Raw genomic sequence first — 16035 nt, forward strand, 5'->3', positions numbered from 1 at the left:
CACTGCTTGGCCTGTAGCCTGTAGCCTATTTATCCGGCATCGGCATGGGGAACGGCATCACGTTGCCGCCACCCTTGGCCTCGCTGATCTTCGCCGTGCCCAGGCGCTCCACCTCGTCGATGCGGATGATCGCGTGCATCGGCACGAAGCTGCGCACAACGCCTTCGAACTGCGCCTTGAGCTTCTCCTCGCTGGGATCGACCACCAGTTGGCTGCGTTCGCCGAAGACGAACTCCTCCACCTCCAGAAAGCCCCACAGATCGCTCTGGTAGATCTGCTTGGCATACATCTCGTATACCTGGCCCTGGTTGAGGAAAATCACCTTGTAGATGGGATCGCGCTTGCTCATGGAGACTCGAAAGCAGGAAAAACGGGGCGCGCAGGATAGCACAGCGCCGCACGCGTAGCCCGGACGCAATCCGGCGATGGACGACGACGCGCTTGCCGTGGCCGCAAGCTTGTAGCCTGCCGCCCACCTCTCCCCTATAATGCGCGGTCATTTTTTAACCACCTCAGACAGTGCCATGACCAAGAAGCTCTATATCGAAACCCACGGTTGCCAGATGAACGAGTACGACAGCTCGCGCATGGTCGACCTGCTGGGCGAGCATCAGGCTCTGGAGGTTACGGAAAAACCCGAAGAAGCCGACGTGATCCTGCTCAATACCTGCTCGATCCGCGAGAAGGCGCAGGACAAGGTGTTTTCCCAGCTCGGCCGCTGGCGCGAACTGAAGCAGGCTAACCCGGACCTGGTGATCGGTGTCGGCGGTTGCGTGGCCAGCCAGGAAGGCGCCGCCATTCGCGACCGCGCCCCCTATGTCGACGTGGTCTTCGGCCCGCAGACCCTGCACCGCCTGCCGGAAATGATCGACGCCGCACGCGTGACCAAGACCGCCCAGGTGGACATCAGCTTCCCCGAGATCGAGAAATTCGACCGCCTGCCCGAGCCGCGCGTCGACGGCCCCAGCGCCTTCGTTTCGGTGATGGAAGGCTGCAGCAAGTACTGCACCTTCTGCGTGGTGCCCTACACCCGCGGCGAGGAAGTCAGCCGCCCGCTGGTCGACGTGCTGATGGAAATCACCTCCCTGACCGAGAAGGGCGTGAAGGAAGTCACCCTGCTCGGGCAGAACGTCAACGGCTATCGCGGGCAGGCCCCGGACGGCCATATCGCCGACTTTGCCGAGCTGCTGCATGCCGTGGCGGCGCTCGACGGCATCGAGCGCATCCGCTACACCACCAGTCATCCGCTGGAGTTCTCCGACGCGATCATTCAGGCCCACGCCGAGATCCCGCAGCTGGTGAAATACCTGCACCTGCCGGTGCAGTCCGGCTCGGATCGCATCCTCGCGGCGATGAAGCGCAACCACACCGCTCTGGAATACAAGTCGCGCATCCGCAAGCTGCGCGCCGCCGTGCCGGACATCCTGATCAGCTCGGACTTCATCGTCGGCTTCCCCGGCGAGACCGAAAAGGATTTCGAGCAGACCATGAAGCTGATCGAGGATGTCGGCTTCGACTTCTCCTTCTCCTTCATCTACAGCTCGCGCCCCGGCACCCCGGCCGCCGATCTGGTCGACGACACACCGGAAGAGGTGAAGAAGCAGCGCCTGGCCCTGCTGCAGCACCGCATCAACCAGAACGGCTTCGAGAACAGCCGACGCATGGTCGGCACGGTGCAGCGCATCCTGGTCAGCGACTACTCGAAGAAGGACCCGGGCATGCTCCAGGGCCGCACCGAGCAGAATCGCATCGTCAATTTCCGCGCAAGCAACCCGCGCCTGATCGGCCAGTTCGTCGACGTGCACATCGACGATGCCCTGCCCCATTCGCTGCGCGGCACTTTGCTGGATGCCAGCACTCTCAACTAAAGGCGCAGGCGCCCACACTTTGCGTTGTGGGCGACCGGCGTTATGCTGCCCTTCAACCCCAGACAAGTGACGATCACACCATCACCTTGAACGCCTCTCTAGAACCGCATCGTTTCACCCTCGAACCCTTCGAGGCCCGCCGTTTCGCCAACCTCTGCGGCCAGTTCGACGAGCACCTGCGCCTGATCGAAGAGCGCCTCGGCCTGGAAATCCGCAACCGTGGCAACCAGTTCGAAATGCTCGGCAGCGCCGACAAGACCCAGGCCGCCGAGACCCTGCTGCGCAAGCTGTACCGCGAAACCAAAGCCACCGAACTGTCGCCCGATCTGGTGCACCTCTACCTGCAGGAATCCGGTATCGAAGAACTGGTCAACCCCAGCAATGTGCCGCAGGTGACCCTGCGTACCAGGAAGGGGGTGATCAAACCGCGCGGTGCCAACCAGCAGCGCTACGTCAAGGCCATCCTCGACAACGACATCAACTTCGGCATCGGCCCGGCCGGCACCGGCAAGACCTACCTGGCCGTGGCCTGCGCCGTCGATGCGCTGGAGCGCGAGCAGGTGCGGCGCATTCTGCTGGTGCGCCCGGCGGTGGAAGCCGGCGAGAAGCTCGGCTTCCTGCCAGGCGATCTGGCGCAAAAGATCGACCCCTACCTGCGCCCGCTGTATGACGCACTCTATGAAATGCTCGGCTTCGATCACGTCGCCAAGCTGATCGAGAAGCAGGTGATCGAGATCGCGCCGCTGGCCTACATGCGTGGCCGCACCCTTAACAACAGCTTCATCATTCTCGACGAGAGTCAGAACACCACCGTCGAGCAGATGAAGATGTTCCTCACCCGTATCGGTTTCGGCTCCACTGCGGTGATCACCGGCGACATCACCCAGGTCGACCTGCCACGCGGCACCAAGAGCGGCCTGGCGCACGTCATCGAAGTGCTGCGCGATGTGCCCGGCATCAGCTTCACCCACTTCAAGCCCAAGGACGTGGTACGCCACCCGCTGGTGCAGCGCATCGTCGAAGCCTACGAGCGCCACGACGCGCGCCTGAATGGCAAGGGCGACGGCAACGATGCTTGAACTGGACCTGCAACTGGCCACTGACGGCCAGCACCCGGATGAAGCGCAATTGCGCCGCTGGTGCGAACTGGCGCTGCGCCAGCGCACGGCCGATTCGGAGCTGACCATCCGCCTGGTCGACGAGGAAGAAGGCCGCGAGCTGAACCGCACCTGGCGGCACAAGGACTACGCCACCAACGTCTTGTCTTTCCCCGCCGAGATTCCCGATGGGATTCTCGACATCCCGCTGCTGGGCGATCTGGTGATCTGCGGGCCGGTGGTCGAGCGCGAAGCGGCCGAGCAGGGCAAAACGCTGGAAGCTCACTGGGCGCACCTGGTGATCCACGGCTGCCTGCACCTGCTGGGCTATGACCATATCGAGGAAGACGAAGCCCTCGAGATGGAAGAACTGGAACGACAATTGCTCGCCGAACTGGGTCACCCCGACCCGTATGCCGACGATGACCGACCTACCTTGTAGGAGCGCCGCCCCGGCGCGAAACGATAGTCGCAGCGGCGCGAGATCGCTGCTGCCCTGTCCGTTCGCACCGAGGGCGTGGCTCCTACAAAAGCCTACTTGCGACCTCAACAGCTAACGCGTACATAGCCAATAACTTTTCCTGACAAGGAACCCCGAGTAAAACGCCATGAGCGAAGACCGATCGAGCAACGAGCAGAAGTCCTGGTTCAACAAGCTGACCCAGGCTTTTGCTCATGAGCCGAGAAACCGCCAGGAACTGCTGGAAGTCCTGCGCGAAGCCCACCAGAACAAACTGCTCGACAGTGAAGCGCTGGCCATCGTCGAAGGCGCCATTCAGGTCGCCGACCTGCAGGTACGCGACATCATGGTGCCGCGCTCGCAGATGATCAGCATCAGGGCCAGTCAGAGCCCGCGCGAATTCCTCCCTGCCATCATCGAGGCCGCGCACTCGCGCTACCCGGTGATCGGCGAAAGCCTCGACGATGTCATCGGCATCCTCCTGGCCAAGGATCTGCTGCCGCTGATCCTGCAGGGCGAACAGCCCAACTTCAACATCAAGGACCTGCTGCGCCCGGCCACCTTCGTGCCCGAGTCCAAGCGCCTGAATGTGCTGCTGCGCGAGTTCCGCGCCAACCACAACCACATGGCCGTGGTCATCGACGAATACGGCGGCGTCGCCGGCCTGGTGACCATCGAGGACGTGCTGGAGCAGATCGTCGGCGACATCGAGGACGAGCACGACGTCGAGGAAGACGGCTACATCAAGCCGCTGCCGTCCGGTGACTACCTGATCAAGGCACTGACGCCCATCGACAGCTTCAACGAGACCTTCGACAGCGAGTTTTCCGACGATGAGTACGACACCGTCGGCGGTCTGGTAATGAATGCGTTCGGCCACCTGCCCAAGCGCAACGAGGTCACCGAGATCGGCGAGTTCCGCTTCCGCGTGCTCAACGCCGACAGCCGCCGCATCCACCTGCTGCGCCTGACGCCGGTCAGCCGCTGAGCCTTAGCCGCCCTTGCCCAGCGAGGGCGGCCGCTTCCCCCTGCGCCATTTCCGCTCTACCCTTGCGCCACCCCGATTCCAAGGATCACCCCATGCTGCAATGGATCACTCGTCCGGGCTGGCCCGGCCACCTGCTCGCCTGCGGCGCCGGCGCCCTGACCACCCTGGCGCTCGCCCCCTTCGACCTGTGGCCGCTGGTGGTGCTGTCCATCGCCCTGTTCTATCTCGGCCTGCGCGAACTGCGCCCAGGCCAGGCAGCGCTGCGCGGCTGGAGCTACGGCTTCGGCCTGTTCGCTGCCGGCACCAGCTGGGTGTATGTCAGCATCCACGACTATGGCGCCGCATCGCCGGCGCTGGCAGGCGTTCTCACCCTGGGCTTCGTCGCCGGACTGGGCCTGTTCTTCGCCCTGACCGCCGCGCTGTGGGCGCGCTGGATACGCCGCAGCGAAGCACCGCTGGCCGACGCCCTGGCGTTCGCCGCGCTGTGGGTCGTGCAGGAGGTGTTTCGCGGCTGGTTCCTTACCGGTTTTCCCTGGCTCTACGCCGGCTACAGCCAGCTCCAAGGCCCGCTGAGTGGTCTGGTACCGGTCGGCGGCGTCTGGCTGGCGTCCTTCGTCATCGCCCTGTCGGCGGCGCTGATCATCAATCTGGAGCGTCTGCGTGCGCACAAGCCGCGCTACGTCTGCGCCCTGCTTCTGCTGCTGAGCCCCTGGCTCGCCGGCCTGGCCCTGAAGGGTCACGAGTGGACCCGCGCAGCAGGCGACAGCCTGACCGTCGCTCTGGTACAGGGCAATGTCGAACAGAACCTGAAATGGGACCCGGCCCAGCTCAACGCGCAACTGGCGCTGTATCGTGATCTCAGTTTCAGCTCCAGGCAGGTCGACCTGCTGGTCTGGCCGGAGACCGCCATACCGGTGCTCAAGGACATGGCCCAGGGCTATATCGGCGTGATGGATCGCTTCGCCCGTGACCGCAACAGTGCACTGATCACCGGCGTGCCGGTGCGGCAGTCCAACGAGCGTGGAGAGATTCGTTACTACAACGCCATTACCAGCTTCGGCGAAGGCCAGGGCACCTATCTCAAGCAGAAACTGGTGCCCTTCGGCGAGTACGTGCCGCTGCAGGAAGTGCTGCGCGGATTGATCGCCTTCTTCGACCTGCCCATGTCCGACTTCGCCCGCGGCCCGGCCGACCAGCCACCGCTACTGGCCAAGGGGCATCGCATCGCGCCGTTCATCTGCTACGAGGTGGTCTACCCGGAATTTGCCGCGGCGCTGGCGGCAGACAGCGACATCCTCCTGACGGTGAGCAACGACGCCTGGTTCGGCACCTCCATCGGCCCGCTGCAGCACCTGCAGATGGCGCAGATGCGCGCACTGGAAGCCGGGCGCTGGATGATCCGCGCCACCAACAACGGCATGACCGTGGTGATCGACCCGCAGGGCAGAATCCAGACGGCACTGCCACAGTTCGAGCAAGGCGTGCTCTACGGGGAAGTGGCGCCGATGCAGGGGCTGACGCCCTACCTGCAATGGCGCATCTGGCCGCTGGCGGTTCTCTGTGCCCTGCTGCTGGGCTGGGCGCTGCTGGCCAGCCGCATGGCCAAGACGGTGTAGGCCGCCTGCTGGCGAGCGTAGCCCGGATGAAATCCGGGAGTTAGCGCCACGATTCCCCGGATTGCATCCGGGCTACGCACTGCCAGCCCAGCTCGCGGCTGAAGCCGCTCCTACGCGAACGCTCAGCCTCAGTCAGCGCCGTATACCCGCGGGTAGACGAGCAATCCGATGGCCTCGTTGAGCAACTGACTGCTCTGCCAGATCACCCGCGACTCCGGCAGCCAGCCGCCCAGCGGGCGTTCATAACCGGCGCTGAGATAGCCCATCGGTGCAGTGATCACCTCGAAGCCGGCCTGCTCGAAACTCCAGCGTGCCCGTGGCATGTGCCAGGCCTGGGTGACCAGCACCACGCGACGCACGCCCTGCGGCTGCAACAGCTCGGCACTCAGCAGCGCGTTTTCCCAAGTCGTGCGGCTCTGCTCCTCCAGCCAGCGAATCTCCAGAGCGTAATCGCGCTTCATGGAGTCGGCCATCAGCGCCGCTTCACTGGGCGGCTGGCCGTAATGCAGGCCACCGGTAGCCGCCATCGGCAGCCCGGATGCGCGCGCCAGGCGAGCGGCATAGCGCAGGCGCTCCAGGGCCATTAGCCCCGGCTGATCGGTTCCGCCCCAGCCCGGATCGTTCTGCTCGCGCCCGGCGCCGAGAATCACGATGGCATCGGCGCGCTGCGCCAGCGTCGCCCATTGCGCCTCCTCCAGCACCGGCTCACGTTCGAGCAGGCCCGCGCTCCATTGCATCACCGCCGGCAGGCTCATCAACCAGAGTCCGCCAAAGCCGGTGGCAAAGCAGGTGAAAGCCAAACGCGGAAAGCGGCGGCGCAGCCACCAGCCCAGCAGCATCAGCAGAAGCAGGATGCATGGCGGCATCAGCAGTTGTTTGAGGATGTAGCGAATCGGCATCAGGCACCTCCCGGGCGCCCAAGCCTAACAGCTCGTCAGAAAATCAGGCGAGACACCAAGCCCGGCCGCAACTGCGGCCAATGCGATCTAGCAGGCTGTTGAAAACTACCTGCGTTGCCATTGCTGCGTTAAAAACAGGCTCGTGCGCGAGTCCGAGCTAGGCGCCCCCATCAAAATGCTCATTTACAGCTCGTAAAGTCGAGCGCGACTCCGGCCGTTTTTCGCCTGTTTTTGCGGGGCCGCCATCGGTATTGCACTGGCTGCCTCGCCTACGTTTTTCAACGGCCTGCTAACGGGAACTGCCGCTGCGAAACAGCTTAGAACCGCAAGCCTGGCAGGCTCGCGCATCCTGCCCGCGATGCCAGCTGACCGGCGCACCGCAGAGTGCGCAACACAGCGCCTGGCGACGCTTCATCAAGGGTTTGAGCTTGCCCAGCGGCTTGCCACCCGCGGCCTTGGTGCTGCGCAATGGCTGACGCTGAATCAGCGCCAGTTCCTCGGCCGCCGCGTGCCAGCCGCGCAGCCAGTGCAGGTCTCGGTTGAGATAGGCGCGGATCAGTTCCAGCTCCGCCGGGCTCAGCCCATCCAGCTCCAGTTCGCGCAGCGGCTCTGCGTGCAGGCGGCTGGCGGTATCGGCCTCCTCCAGTGCCAGGGCAAGCCTGTGCAGCAGCCGCTCGTAAAGACCACCGCTCCGTTCCGCCTGCCGTGCATCGACCATCTGACACCTCGCGAGCCCTGAAAACCGCGGGCCTTGAATCAAGCTTAGCGAAGGCAATGGGTGCAGCCCGGCGCCGCGACAAACGGCGGACGCAGCGCAATCTGGGTTTCCCTCGATAGACGGCGCTCATGTATGCTACGACGTTTTCCGCAAGCCCCATTCCTTCAGCGCCAGAGCCATGCACGAACAGTACTCGCCCCGTGAAATAGAAGCCGCCGCGCAGTCCCACTGGGACGCGCAGAACTCCTTCGTCGTCAGCGAACAGCCCGGCAAGGACACCTTCTACTGCCTGTCGATGTTCCCCTACCCCAGCGGCAAGCTACACATGGGGCACGTGCGCAACTACACCATCGGTGACGTGATCGCGCGCTACCAGCGCATGCAGGGCAAGAACGTGCTGCAGCCGATGGGCTGGGATGCCTTCGGCATGCCGGCGGAAAACGCCGCGATGAAGAACCAGGTGGCGCCGGCCAAGTGGACCTACGAGAACATCGCCTACATGAAGTCCCAGCTCAAATCGCTGGGGCTGGCCATCGACTGGACGCGCGAAGTCACCACCTGCAAGCCGGACTACTACCGCTGGGAGCAGTGGCTGTTCACCCGCCTGTTCGAAAAGGGCGTGATCTACCGCAAGAACGGCACCGTGAACTGGGACCCGGTGGACCAGACCGTACTGGCCAACGAGCAGGTCATCGACGGCCGCGGCTGGCGCTCGGGTGCGCTGATCGAGAAGCGCGAAATCCCGATGTACTACTTCAAGATCACCGCTTACGCCGATGAGCTGCTGAGCAGCCTGGACGAGCTGGATGGTTGGCCCGAGCAGGTCAAGACCATGCAGCGCAACTGGATCGGCAAGAGCTTCGGTGCCGACATCGTGTTCGACTACGACGTCTCCAGCATCGGCATCGATGGTCAGCTGAAGGTCTACTCCACTCGCCCCGACACCCTGATGGGTGCCACCTACGTTGCCGTGGCCGCCGAACACCCGCTGGCCCAGCGCGCTGCTGAATCCAATCCGGCCATCGCCGCCTTTATCGCCGAATGCAAGGCCGGCTCCGTGGCCGAGGCCGACATGGCCACCATGGAGAAGAAAGGCCTGGCCACCGGCCAGTTCGTCATTCATCCGCTGACCGGCGACAAGCTGCCGGTCTTCGTCGCCAACTACGTGCTGTGGGGCTACGGCGAAGGCGCGGTGATGGCCGTGCCGGCGCATGACGAGCGCGACTTCGAGTTCGCAGGCAAGTACGACCTGCCGATCAAACAGGTCTACACCGGCGAAGGCAAGGACTACGACGCCAGCACCTGGCAGGACTGGTACGGCGACAAGGCCGGCCTGACCACCATCAACTCCGGCAAGTACGACGGTCTGGATTTCAGCGCTGCCTTCGACGCCATCGTCGGTGATCTGGAAGCCAGCGCGCACGGTGCGCGCAAGACCCAGTTCCGCCTGCGCGACTGGGGCATCAGCCGCCAGCGCTACTGGGGCTGCCCGATCCCGATCATCCACTGCGACAGCTGCGGCGACGTACCGGTGCCGGAAGACCAGCTGCCGGTGGTGCTGCCCGAAGACGTGGTGCCGGATGGCGCAGGCAGCCCGCTGGCCAAGATGCCCGAGTTCTACGAGTGCAGCTGCCCGAAATGCGGCGCCCCGGCCAAGCGCGAAACCGACACCATGGACACCTTCGTGGAGTCGTCCTGGTACTTCGCCCGCTACGCCAGCCCGAACTACGAGGGCGGCATGGTCGACCCGCAAGCGGCCAACCACTGGCTGCCGGTGGATCAGTACATCGGCGGCATCGAGCACGCCATCCTACACCTGCTCTACGCGCGCTTCTTCCACAAGCTGATGCGCGACGAAGGTCTGGTGTCGTCCAACGAGCCGTTCAAGAACCTGCTGACCCAGGGCATGGTGGTCGCCGAGACCTACTACCGCACCCTGGAAAACGGCGGCAAGGACTGGTTCAACCCGGCCGACGTGGAAGTCGAGCGTGACGCCAAGGCCAAGGTCATCGGCGCCAAGCTGAAAAGCGACGGTCTGCCGGTGGAAATCGGCGGCACCGAGAAGATGTCCAAGTCGAAAAACAACGGCGTCGACCCGCAGGACATGATCGATGCATACGGCGCCGACACCTGCCGCCTGTTCATGATGTTCGCCTCGCCGCCCGATCAGAGCTGCGAATGGTCGGATGCCGGCGTCGAGGGTGCCAACCGCTTCCTGCGCCGCGTCTGGCGCCTGGCCCACGGCCATGTCAGCGCCGGTCTGCCGGGCAAGCTGTATGTCGCCGGCCTGAACGACGAGCAGAAGGCCGTGCGCCGCGCCATTCACCTGGCGATCAAGCAGGCCAGCAACGATATCGGCCAGCATCACAAGTTCAACACCGCCGTCGCCCAGGTGATGACCCTGATGAACGTGTTGGAAAAGGCCGCCACCGCGACCGAACAGGACCGTGCGCTGGTGCACGAAGGTCTGGAGATCGTCACCCTGCTGCTGGCACCGATCACCCCGCATATCAGCCACGAACTGTGGCAGCGCCTGGGACACAGCGATGCGGTCATCGACGCGCAGTGGCCGCAGGTCGACGAATCCGCCCTGGTGCAGGACAGCCTGACCCTGGTGGTGCAGGTCAACGGCAAGCTGCGCGGGCAGATCGAAGTTCCGGCCAGCGCCTCGCGCGAGGACGTCGAGGCCGCCGCCCGCGCCAACGAGAACGTGCTGCGCTTCACCGAAGGCCTGAGCATTCGCAAGGTCATCGTGGTGCCAGGCAAGCTGGTCAATATAGTCGCCAACTGATTAAGCTCGGCGCCACACATGTGTGGCGCCGTGATCCGCCAAGGGGATATGAGAATGATGAAACGGAATCTGCTGGTCATCGGCCTGGCCGGCCTGCTCAGCGCCTGTGGCTTCCAGCTGCGTGGCACCGGCGATGTGCAGTTCGCCCTCAAGGAGCTCGACGTCACCGCGCGCGACGCCTACGGCGACACCGTGCAGCAGGTACGTGAAGTGCTGGAGGACAACGATGTTCGCGTTTACGCCGGCGCGCCTTACAAGCTGGTGATCACTCGTGAAACCGAAAATCGTCGCAGCGCCAGCTACAGCAGCGGCGCTCGTACCGCCGAGTACGAACTGACCATGGCACTGGACTACGAGATCCGCGGCGCGCAGAACCTGTTGCTGACCGGCAACAAGGTGGAAGTACAGAACTACTACCAGCAGGATGACAACAACCTGGCCGGCTCCGACCAGGAGGCTGCGCAACTGCGCAGCGAACTGCGTCGCGAGATGATCCAGCAGCTCACCCAGAGCCTGCAGCAGATCACCCCGGCCCAGCTCGACCAGCTGCAGCAGACTGCAGAAGCCCGCGCCAAGGCGGAAGCCGAAGCGCTGGAAGCGGCTCGCCGCGCTCGTGAGAGCCAGGTCGCGCCGCAGCAGTCGCCGATCGAACTGCCAATCCAGTAAGGCACCGGGGCCGCGCCTGCGGCCCTCGCCACCCGCCTCATGACCTCGCCTCGATGAAGCTCGCTCCCGCCCAGCTCGGCAAACACCTGCAAGGCTCGCTTGCACCTGTCTATGCGATCAGCGGTGACGAACCGCTGCTCTGCCAGGAAAGCGCTGACGCCATCCGCAACGCCTGCCGGCAGCAGGGCTTCGGCGAACGCCAGGTGTTCAATGCCGAGGCCAACTTCGACTGGGGCAACCTGTTGCAGGCCGGCGCCAGTCTCTCGCTGTTCGCCGAGAAGCGCCTGCTGGAGCTGCGCCTGCCCTCAGGCAAGCCAGGCGACAAGGGTGCCGCAGCGCTGCTGGAATACCTGGCCCGCCCGCCGGAAGACACCGTTCTGTTGCTGAGCTTGCCCAAGCTCGACGGCAGCACGCAGAAATCCAAATGGGCCAAAGCGTTGATCGACGGCCAGGCGAGCCAGTTCATCCAGATCTGGCCGGTGGATGCCAACCAGTTGCCGCAGTGGATCCGTCAGCGCCTGGCTCAGGCCGGCCTGAATGCCAGCGCGGATGCGGTGGAAATGATCGCGGCCAGGGTGGAAGGCAACCTGCTGGCCGCTGCTCAGGAAGTGGAAAAGCTCAAGCTGCTTGCCGAGGGCAACCAGGTCGATGCCGAAACCGTTCAGGCCGCCGTTGCCGACAGCGCCCGCTTCGACGTATTCGGTCTGATCGACTGCGCACTGGGCGGCGACGCTGCACATGCCCTGCGCATGCTCGAGGGGCTGCGTGGCGAAGGCGTGGAAACGCCGGTGATCCTCTGGGCGCTGGCCCGCGAGATTCGCCTGCTGGCCAGCATCGCCCATCAGTACAGCCAGGGCGTCCCGCTCGACAAAGCCTTTTCCAGCGCCCGCCCGCCGGTCTGGGACAAACGCAGGCCACTGGTCTCCAAAGCCCTGCAACGCCATAGCGCCAAGCGCTGGGGCCAGTTGCTGCAGCAGGCGCAGCTGATCGACGCGCAGATCAAGGGCCAGGCCCCTGGTGATCCGTGGAGCGACCTGGCCATGCTGACCCTGCAGTTGGCCGGACAGCGCCTGCGCCTGTAATTGTTGCTGCCTGCTTCCATGTAGCTCCATTCAGACCGCAATCTGGACATTTTCCGTACAGCGGCGCATAGTCCGCGCCGTCTGCATTGGCGCAGGCCAGTTCGCATGAGGAAACGCCATGAGCAAGAAAGCCGGCAAACGGCCGAACAAGGCCAAATCCATCGTCGCCCAGCCCCTGTTTCGCTCCCGTCAGGAACGGCCACAGAAAGGCAAAGGCAGCTACCGCCGTGAAGCCTCCCACAATTGGGAGGCTTCTTGCTTTATGGGCTTCTTCGCTACGCTGGTAGCCCAGAATCCGGCGCGGGCATGCTAAGGTAGCAGCCTGCTTAAACGCCTTGAGATAGACATGCCACACCAGCTTCCGCGTCGCGCCTTGGCCCTGCTTCCTCTCCTGCTGCTGGCGGCCTGCGCCCAGGCCCCGGCGGAAAACCTGCCTACCGCAACGCCCCCGGCTGCGGCCCAGACCACAGTCGAAGAACCGCTGGCCAGTTTCGCCGACTGGCGACAGGCGCTGCGCAACGAAGCGATTGCCGCCGGTATCGACGCCGCGCTGTTCGATCGCGTATTCGCCGGCGTTACCCCTGACCCGGCGGTGCTCAAGGCCGACAGCAGCCAGCCCGAATTCACCCGCCCGGTGTGGGAATATCTCGACGGCGCTGTTTCCTCCAGCCGTATCGGTCGCGGCCGGGTGTTGCTGGCGCAGCACAGCCTGGTGCTGCAACGCATCGAGCAGCAGTACGGCGTGGAAGCTCCGATCCTGGTGGCCATCTGGGGTCTGGAAAGCAATTTCGGCAACAACATCGGTAGCCACAGCGTGATTCGCTCCCTCGCGACGCTGGCCTACGATGGCCGCCGCCAGGGCTTCTGGCGCGTGCAGTTGCTGGCCGCGCTGCAAATCCTGCAGAACGGCGACATCACCAGCGAACGCATGATTGGCTCCTGGGCCGGCGCCATGGGCCAGACCCAGTTCATGCCGACCACCTACAACCAGCATGCAGTGGATTTCGACGGTGACGGCAAGCGCGATCTGTGGGGCTCCTCGACCGATGCCCTGGCTTCGGCTGCTCATTACCTGCAGGCATCCGGCTGGCAGCGCGGCCAGCCCTGGGGCTTCGAAGTGAGCCTGCCGAACGGCTTCGATTATTCGCTGGCCGACCCGGAACAGCGCCGCAGCCTGGCCGAGTGGGCCGAGCTGGGCGTGCGCCCGTTAGCGCCCACCGGTGCAGCCGCCAATGCCCGCGCCAGCCTGCAGCTGCCCGCCGGCCATCGTGGCCCGGCCTTCCTGTTGCTGGACAATTTCCGCAGCATTCTCAAGTACAACAACTCCACCTCCTACGCACTGGCCATCGGCCTGCTGGCCGATAACCTGCTGCGTCCAAGCGAAGTCAAAGGACAGTGGCCACGCGGCGAGCGCCAGCTGGGCCGCAGCGAACGCGTGGAACTGCAGGAACTGCTGACCAGGGCGGGATTCGATCCCGGCCCGGCTGACGGCATCATCGGCGCCAATACGCGCAAGGCCATCCGCGCCCTGCAGTTGCAGCTGAACTGGCCTGCCGATGGCTACCCGACGACCGAGCTGTTGCAACAGTTGCGCGCTCGCTGAGACCAGGCGCTGCTGACAGCAGCCGCCTCGCCGATGCGTTTGTCGACAGGTGGCCTCAGCGTCTGCATACACCTTCTGTGGTAGACTGGCGGGCGGCCAAAAGCCACCTGCCCACGGAGCCTCTACCGGAGCCCAGATTTCCGATGTCCGACACTTCCTCGCCCAAATCCGTCGCCAGCGGCGAAAAATTCCGCACCGCCCAAGGCATCACCGCGATCAAGGATGGTCAGAAGCGCCGCGCCTCGGCCGAACCCCAGGTTTTCGAACCCAAGCCCAAGTGGTTGCGGGTCAAGGCCCCGGGTGGCAGCCGTTTCGAGGCGGTCAAGCGCAACGTCGGCGAGCACCGCCTGAGCACCGTGTGCCAGGAATCGCATTGTCCGAACATGGGCGAATGCTGGTCCAACGGTACCGCCACCATCATGCTGATGGGTTCGGTGTGCACTCGCGCCTGCCGCTTCTGCGCCGTAGACACCGGTAACCCCAATGGCTGGCTGGATCTGGAAGAGCCGCAGAACACCGCCAAGTCGGTGGAGCTGATGGCCCTGCGTTACATCGTGCTCACCTCGGTGGACCGCGACGATCTGGAAGACGGCGGAGCCGGCCACTACGCGGCCTGCGTACGCGCGATCAAGGAAAACACACCGCAAGTGGTGGTCGAAGCCCTGACCCCGGACTTCGATGGCGATCACCAGGCCATCGAGCGTGTCGTCGATTCGGGTCTGGAAGTCTTCGCGCAGAATGTCGAGACGGTCAAACGCCTCACCCACGTAGTCCGTGACCCGCGTGCCGGCTACGAGAAGACCCTCAAGGTCCTCGAACACGCCAAGAAGCACCGTCCGGACGTGCTGACCAAGACCAGTCTGATGCTGGGCCTTGGCGAAACCGATGAAGAAATCATCGAGACCATGGATGACCTGCGCGCCATCGGCGTGGACATCCTCACCCTCGGTCAGTACCTGCAACCCACCCGCAACCACCTCAAGGTGCAGCGCTGGGTAAGCCCTGAAGAGTTCAACCGCCTGCGCGACATCGGCCTGGAGAAAGGCTTCATGGAAGTCGCCGCCGGCCCGCTGGTGCGCTCGAGCTACCGCGCCGACCGTGTGTTCGAGAAGAACAATCTGGGCCTCGCCGCTCCGGTTCCGGTGCCAGGCCAGGAAGTCAACGCCAGCCTGATTCCGGCACTGAACCTGAACTGACGGCTATCGCTGGATAGAAGAAAGGGGCGCCATGGCGCCCCTTTCTGCTTTTCAGCCTAATGCTTTACCGATATCCCAGCCTCTGGCGCAGGGCCTGCTCCAGGCGTTGCGCCACCTCGTCGAACGCAGGCGGCGCTGACAGCAGATCGCGCATCTGCACCATCTTCAGTCCGGCATAGCCGCACGGATTGATGCGCAGGAAGGGCGTCATGTCCATATCGACGTTCAGCGCCAGGCCGTGGAAGGAACAGCCACGGCTGACACGCAGGCCCAGGGACGCAATCTTGTCGCCTGCCACGTACACGCCCGGCGCATCGGCCTTCGGCGCAGCCTCGATACCGTAGCCGGCCAGCAGATCGACCAGGCTCTGTTCCATGGCGGTGACCAGTTCGCGCACGCCGAGATCGAGGCGGCGCAGATCGAGCATCAGGTAGGCCACCAGCTGGCCAGGGCCGTGATAGGTCACCTGGCCGCCGCGCTCGACCTGCACCACCGGAATGTCGCCCGGTGCCAGCAGGTGCTCGGCCTTGCCGGCCTGGCCCTGGGTGAACACCTTGGGGTGCTGCAGCAGCCAGATCTCGTCCGCCGTCTGCTCGTCACGCTCGCGCGTCAACTGGCGCATGCTTTCCAGGGTGGGCTGGTACTCGACCAGCCCCAGATGACGCACGACAAGCTCGGGCATGAGGATCACAGCACCATGTGCACGCGGCCGGTGGCCCGCAGGTCGACGTGAATCGCCTGCAGTTGCTCGACGCTGGTCGCAGTGATCAGCACCTGCACCGACAGAAAGTTGCCATTGCGGCTGTCGCGCATTACCAGGGTCGAGGCATCCAGGTCCGGGGCGTGACGCTGGATCACTTCGATCACCAGATCGGAGAAACCGTCGCCGGCAGTGCCTATTACCTTGATCGGGTAACGCTCGCAGGGGAATTCGATTTTGGGTGGTTGAACGTCGCTATCGGTCATGTCATCAGCGGGCGTGTGGCCCGTCCAGAAAGGGCCGCCCCGGATTGGAGCGGACTGGATAAGTCAGGCGCCTCGACGAGGCGGT

General features: G+C 64.3%; 15 protein-coding genes and 1 pseudogene. 11 read left to right on the forward strand and 5 right to left on the reverse strand.

Annotation, left to right across the window (positions count from 1 at the left end):
- Nucleotides 1-25: 25 nt before the first annotated feature.
- Nucleotides 26-349, reverse strand: a complete 324-nt coding sequence (locus tag GYB81_RS20480; protein WP_013717157.1) for a DUF1820 family protein — start codon at nt 347-349, stop codon at nt 26-28.
- 175 nt (nt 350-524) lie between these two features.
- Between GYB81_RS20480 and miaB the strand changes: the two genes are divergently transcribed.
- The 5 genes from miaB (at nt 525) to lnt (ending at nt 6029) form a co-directional block, all read left to right on the forward strand.
- The gene (gene miaB / locus GYB81_RS20485) at nt 525-1868 is read left to right on the forward strand and encodes a tRNA (N6-isopentenyl adenosine(37)-C2)-methylthiotransferase MiaB (protein WP_161867474.1); all 1344 of its coding nucleotides are present in this window, start codon (nt 525-527) and stop codon (nt 1866-1868) included.
- An 86-nt stretch (nt 1869-1954) separates the two neighbouring features.
- The gene (locus tag GYB81_RS20490; protein ID WP_161867473.1) at nt 1955-2947 is read left to right on the forward strand and encodes a PhoH family protein; all 993 of its coding nucleotides are present in this window, start codon (nt 1955-1957) and stop codon (nt 2945-2947) included.
- Nucleotides 2940-3407: an rRNA maturation RNase YbeY gene (ybeY, locus tag GYB81_RS20495; RefSeq protein WP_161867472.1), complete on the forward strand. Its 468-nt coding sequence runs from the start codon at nt 2940-2942 to the stop codon at nt 3405-3407. Before GYB81_RS20490 ends, ybeY begins: the two co-directional genes overlap by 8 nt.
- Nucleotides 3408-3573: 166 nt before the next feature.
- Nucleotides 3574-4413: a CorC family transporter gene (locus GYB81_RS20500; RefSeq protein ID WP_161867471.1), complete on the forward strand. Its 840-nt coding sequence runs from the start codon at nt 3574-3576 to the stop codon at nt 4411-4413.
- Between the two features lie 95 nt (nt 4414-4508).
- A complete protein-coding gene (lnt, locus tag GYB81_RS20505) occupies nt 4509-6029 on the forward strand; it encodes an apolipoprotein N-acyltransferase (RefSeq protein ID WP_178101900.1) in 1521 nt (506 codons plus the stop codon).
- A 128-nt stretch (nt 6030-6157) separates the two neighbouring features.
- Here the strand turns inward: lnt and GYB81_RS20510 are convergent, their stop codons facing one another.
- Nucleotides 6158-6928 carry a YdcF family protein gene (locus tag GYB81_RS20510; RefSeq protein ID WP_161867469.1) on the reverse strand — a complete coding sequence of 257 codons (771 nt, stop codon included), beginning with the start codon at nt 6926-6928 and terminating at the stop codon, nt 6158-6160.
- Nucleotides 6929-7217: 289 nt separating this feature from the next.
- Nucleotides 7218-7646, reverse strand: a complete 429-nt coding sequence (locus tag GYB81_RS20515; protein WP_161867468.1) for a TFIIB-type zinc ribbon-containing protein — start codon at nt 7644-7646, stop codon at nt 7218-7220.
- Nucleotides 7647-7824: 178 nt separating this feature from the next.
- On the opposite strand from GYB81_RS20515, the gene leuS reads away from it, so the two are divergent.
- The 6 genes and pseudogenes from leuS to lipA all read left to right on the forward strand — a co-directional run bounded on the left by leuS (nt 7825) and on the right by lipA (nt 14984).
- Nucleotides 7825-10437, forward strand: coding sequence for a leucine--tRNA ligase (gene leuS, locus GYB81_RS20520; protein WP_161867467.1), 2613 nt, complete (start codon nt 7825-7827; stop codon nt 10435-10437).
- A gap of 54 nt (nt 10438-10491) precedes the next feature.
- Complete coding sequence (locus GYB81_RS20525; RefSeq protein ID WP_178101896.1) at nt 10492-11103, forward strand: LPS-assembly lipoprotein LptE; 612 nt, start codon at nt 10492-10494, stop codon at nt 11101-11103.
- A 53-nt stretch (nt 11104-11156) separates the two neighbouring features.
- Nucleotides 11157-12185, forward strand: coding sequence for a DNA polymerase III subunit delta (holA, locus tag GYB81_RS20530; RefSeq protein WP_161867466.1), 1029 nt, complete (start codon nt 11157-11159; stop codon nt 12183-12185).
- 118 nt (nt 12186-12303) lie between these two features.
- Nucleotides 12304-12450 (forward strand): annotated as a pseudogene (gene arfA / locus GYB81_RS20535) (alternative ribosome rescue factor ArfA); the annotation flags it as partial.
- A gap of 81 nt (nt 12451-12531) precedes the next feature.
- Nucleotides 12532-13788 carry a lytic murein transglycosylase gene (locus GYB81_RS20540; RefSeq protein WP_161867464.1) on the forward strand — a complete coding sequence of 419 codons (1257 nt, stop codon included), beginning with the start codon at nt 12532-12534 and terminating at the stop codon, nt 13786-13788.
- A 143-nt stretch (nt 13789-13931) separates the two neighbouring features.
- Complete coding sequence (gene lipA, locus GYB81_RS20545) at nt 13932-14984, forward strand: lipoyl synthase (RefSeq protein WP_161867463.1); 1053 nt, start codon at nt 13932-13934, stop codon at nt 14982-14984.
- 64 nt (nt 14985-15048) lie between these two features.
- Here lipA and lipB read toward each other — a convergent pair whose 3' ends face one another.
- Together lipB and GYB81_RS20555 are read right to left on the reverse strand one after the other, a co-directional pair.
- The gene (lipB, locus tag GYB81_RS20550; protein WP_161867462.1) at nt 15049-15666 is read right to left on the reverse strand and encodes a lipoyl(octanoyl) transferase LipB; all 618 of its coding nucleotides are present in this window, start codon (nt 15664-15666) and stop codon (nt 15049-15051) included.
- A 5-nt stretch (nt 15667-15671) separates the two neighbouring features.
- Nucleotides 15672-15950, reverse strand: coding sequence for a DUF493 domain-containing protein (locus GYB81_RS20555; protein WP_161867461.1), 279 nt, complete (start codon nt 15948-15950; stop codon nt 15672-15674).
- Nucleotides 15951-16035 lie beyond the last annotated feature (85 nt).

It is taken from the genome of Pseudomonas yangonensis (genome assembly GCF_009932725.1).
Taxonomy (GTDB): domain Bacteria; phylum Pseudomonadota; class Gammaproteobacteria; order Pseudomonadales; family Pseudomonadaceae; genus Aquipseudomonas; species Aquipseudomonas yangonensis.

Bases quoted from the DNA above. Each gene is read 5' to 3' on its own strand.
- GYB81_RS20555 (WP_161867461.1), bottom strand. From the start codon at position 15,950: ATGACCGATAGCGACGTTCAACCACCCAAAATCGAATTCCCCTGCGAG.
- GYB81_RS20510 (WP_161867469.1), bottom strand. From the start codon at position 6,928: ATGCCGATTCGCTACATCCTCAAACAACTGCTGATGCCGCCATGCATC.
- holA (WP_161867466.1), top strand. From the start codon at position 11,157: ATGAAGCTCGCTCCCGCCCAGCTCGGCAAACACCTGCAAGGCTCGCTT.
- lipA (WP_161867463.1), top strand. From the start codon at position 13,932: ATGTCCGACACTTCCTCGCCCAAATCCGTCGCCAGCGGCGAAAAATTC.
- GYB81_RS20515 (WP_161867468.1), bottom strand. From the start codon at position 7,646: ATGGTCGATGCACGGCAGGCGGAACGGAGCGGTGGTCTTTACGAGCGG.
- GYB81_RS20500 (WP_161867471.1), top strand. From the start codon at position 3,574: ATGAGCGAAGACCGATCGAGCAACGAGCAGAAGTCCTGGTTCAACAAG.
- GYB81_RS20540 (WP_161867464.1), top strand. From the start codon at position 12,532: ATGCCACACCAGCTTCCGCGTCGCGCCTTGGCCCTGCTTCCTCTCCTG.
- lipB (WP_161867462.1), bottom strand. From the start codon at position 15,666: ATGCCCGAGCTTGTCGTGCGTCATCTGGGGCTGGTCGAGTACCAGCCC.
- leuS (WP_161867467.1), top strand. From the start codon at position 7,825: ATGCACGAACAGTACTCGCCCCGTGAAATAGAAGCCGCCGCGCAGTCC.
- GYB81_RS20480 (WP_013717157.1), bottom strand. From the start codon at position 349: ATGAGCAAGCGCGATCCCATCTACAAGGTGATTTTCCTCAACCAGGGC.
- GYB81_RS20525 (WP_178101896.1), top strand. From the start codon at position 10,492: ATGATGAAACGGAATCTGCTGGTCATCGGCCTGGCCGGCCTGCTCAGC.
- miaB (WP_161867474.1), top strand. From the start codon at position 525: ATGACCAAGAAGCTCTATATCGAAACCCACGGTTGCCAGATGAACGAG.
- ybeY (WP_161867472.1), top strand. From the start codon at position 2,940: ATGCTTGAACTGGACCTGCAACTGGCCACTGACGGCCAGCACCCGGAT.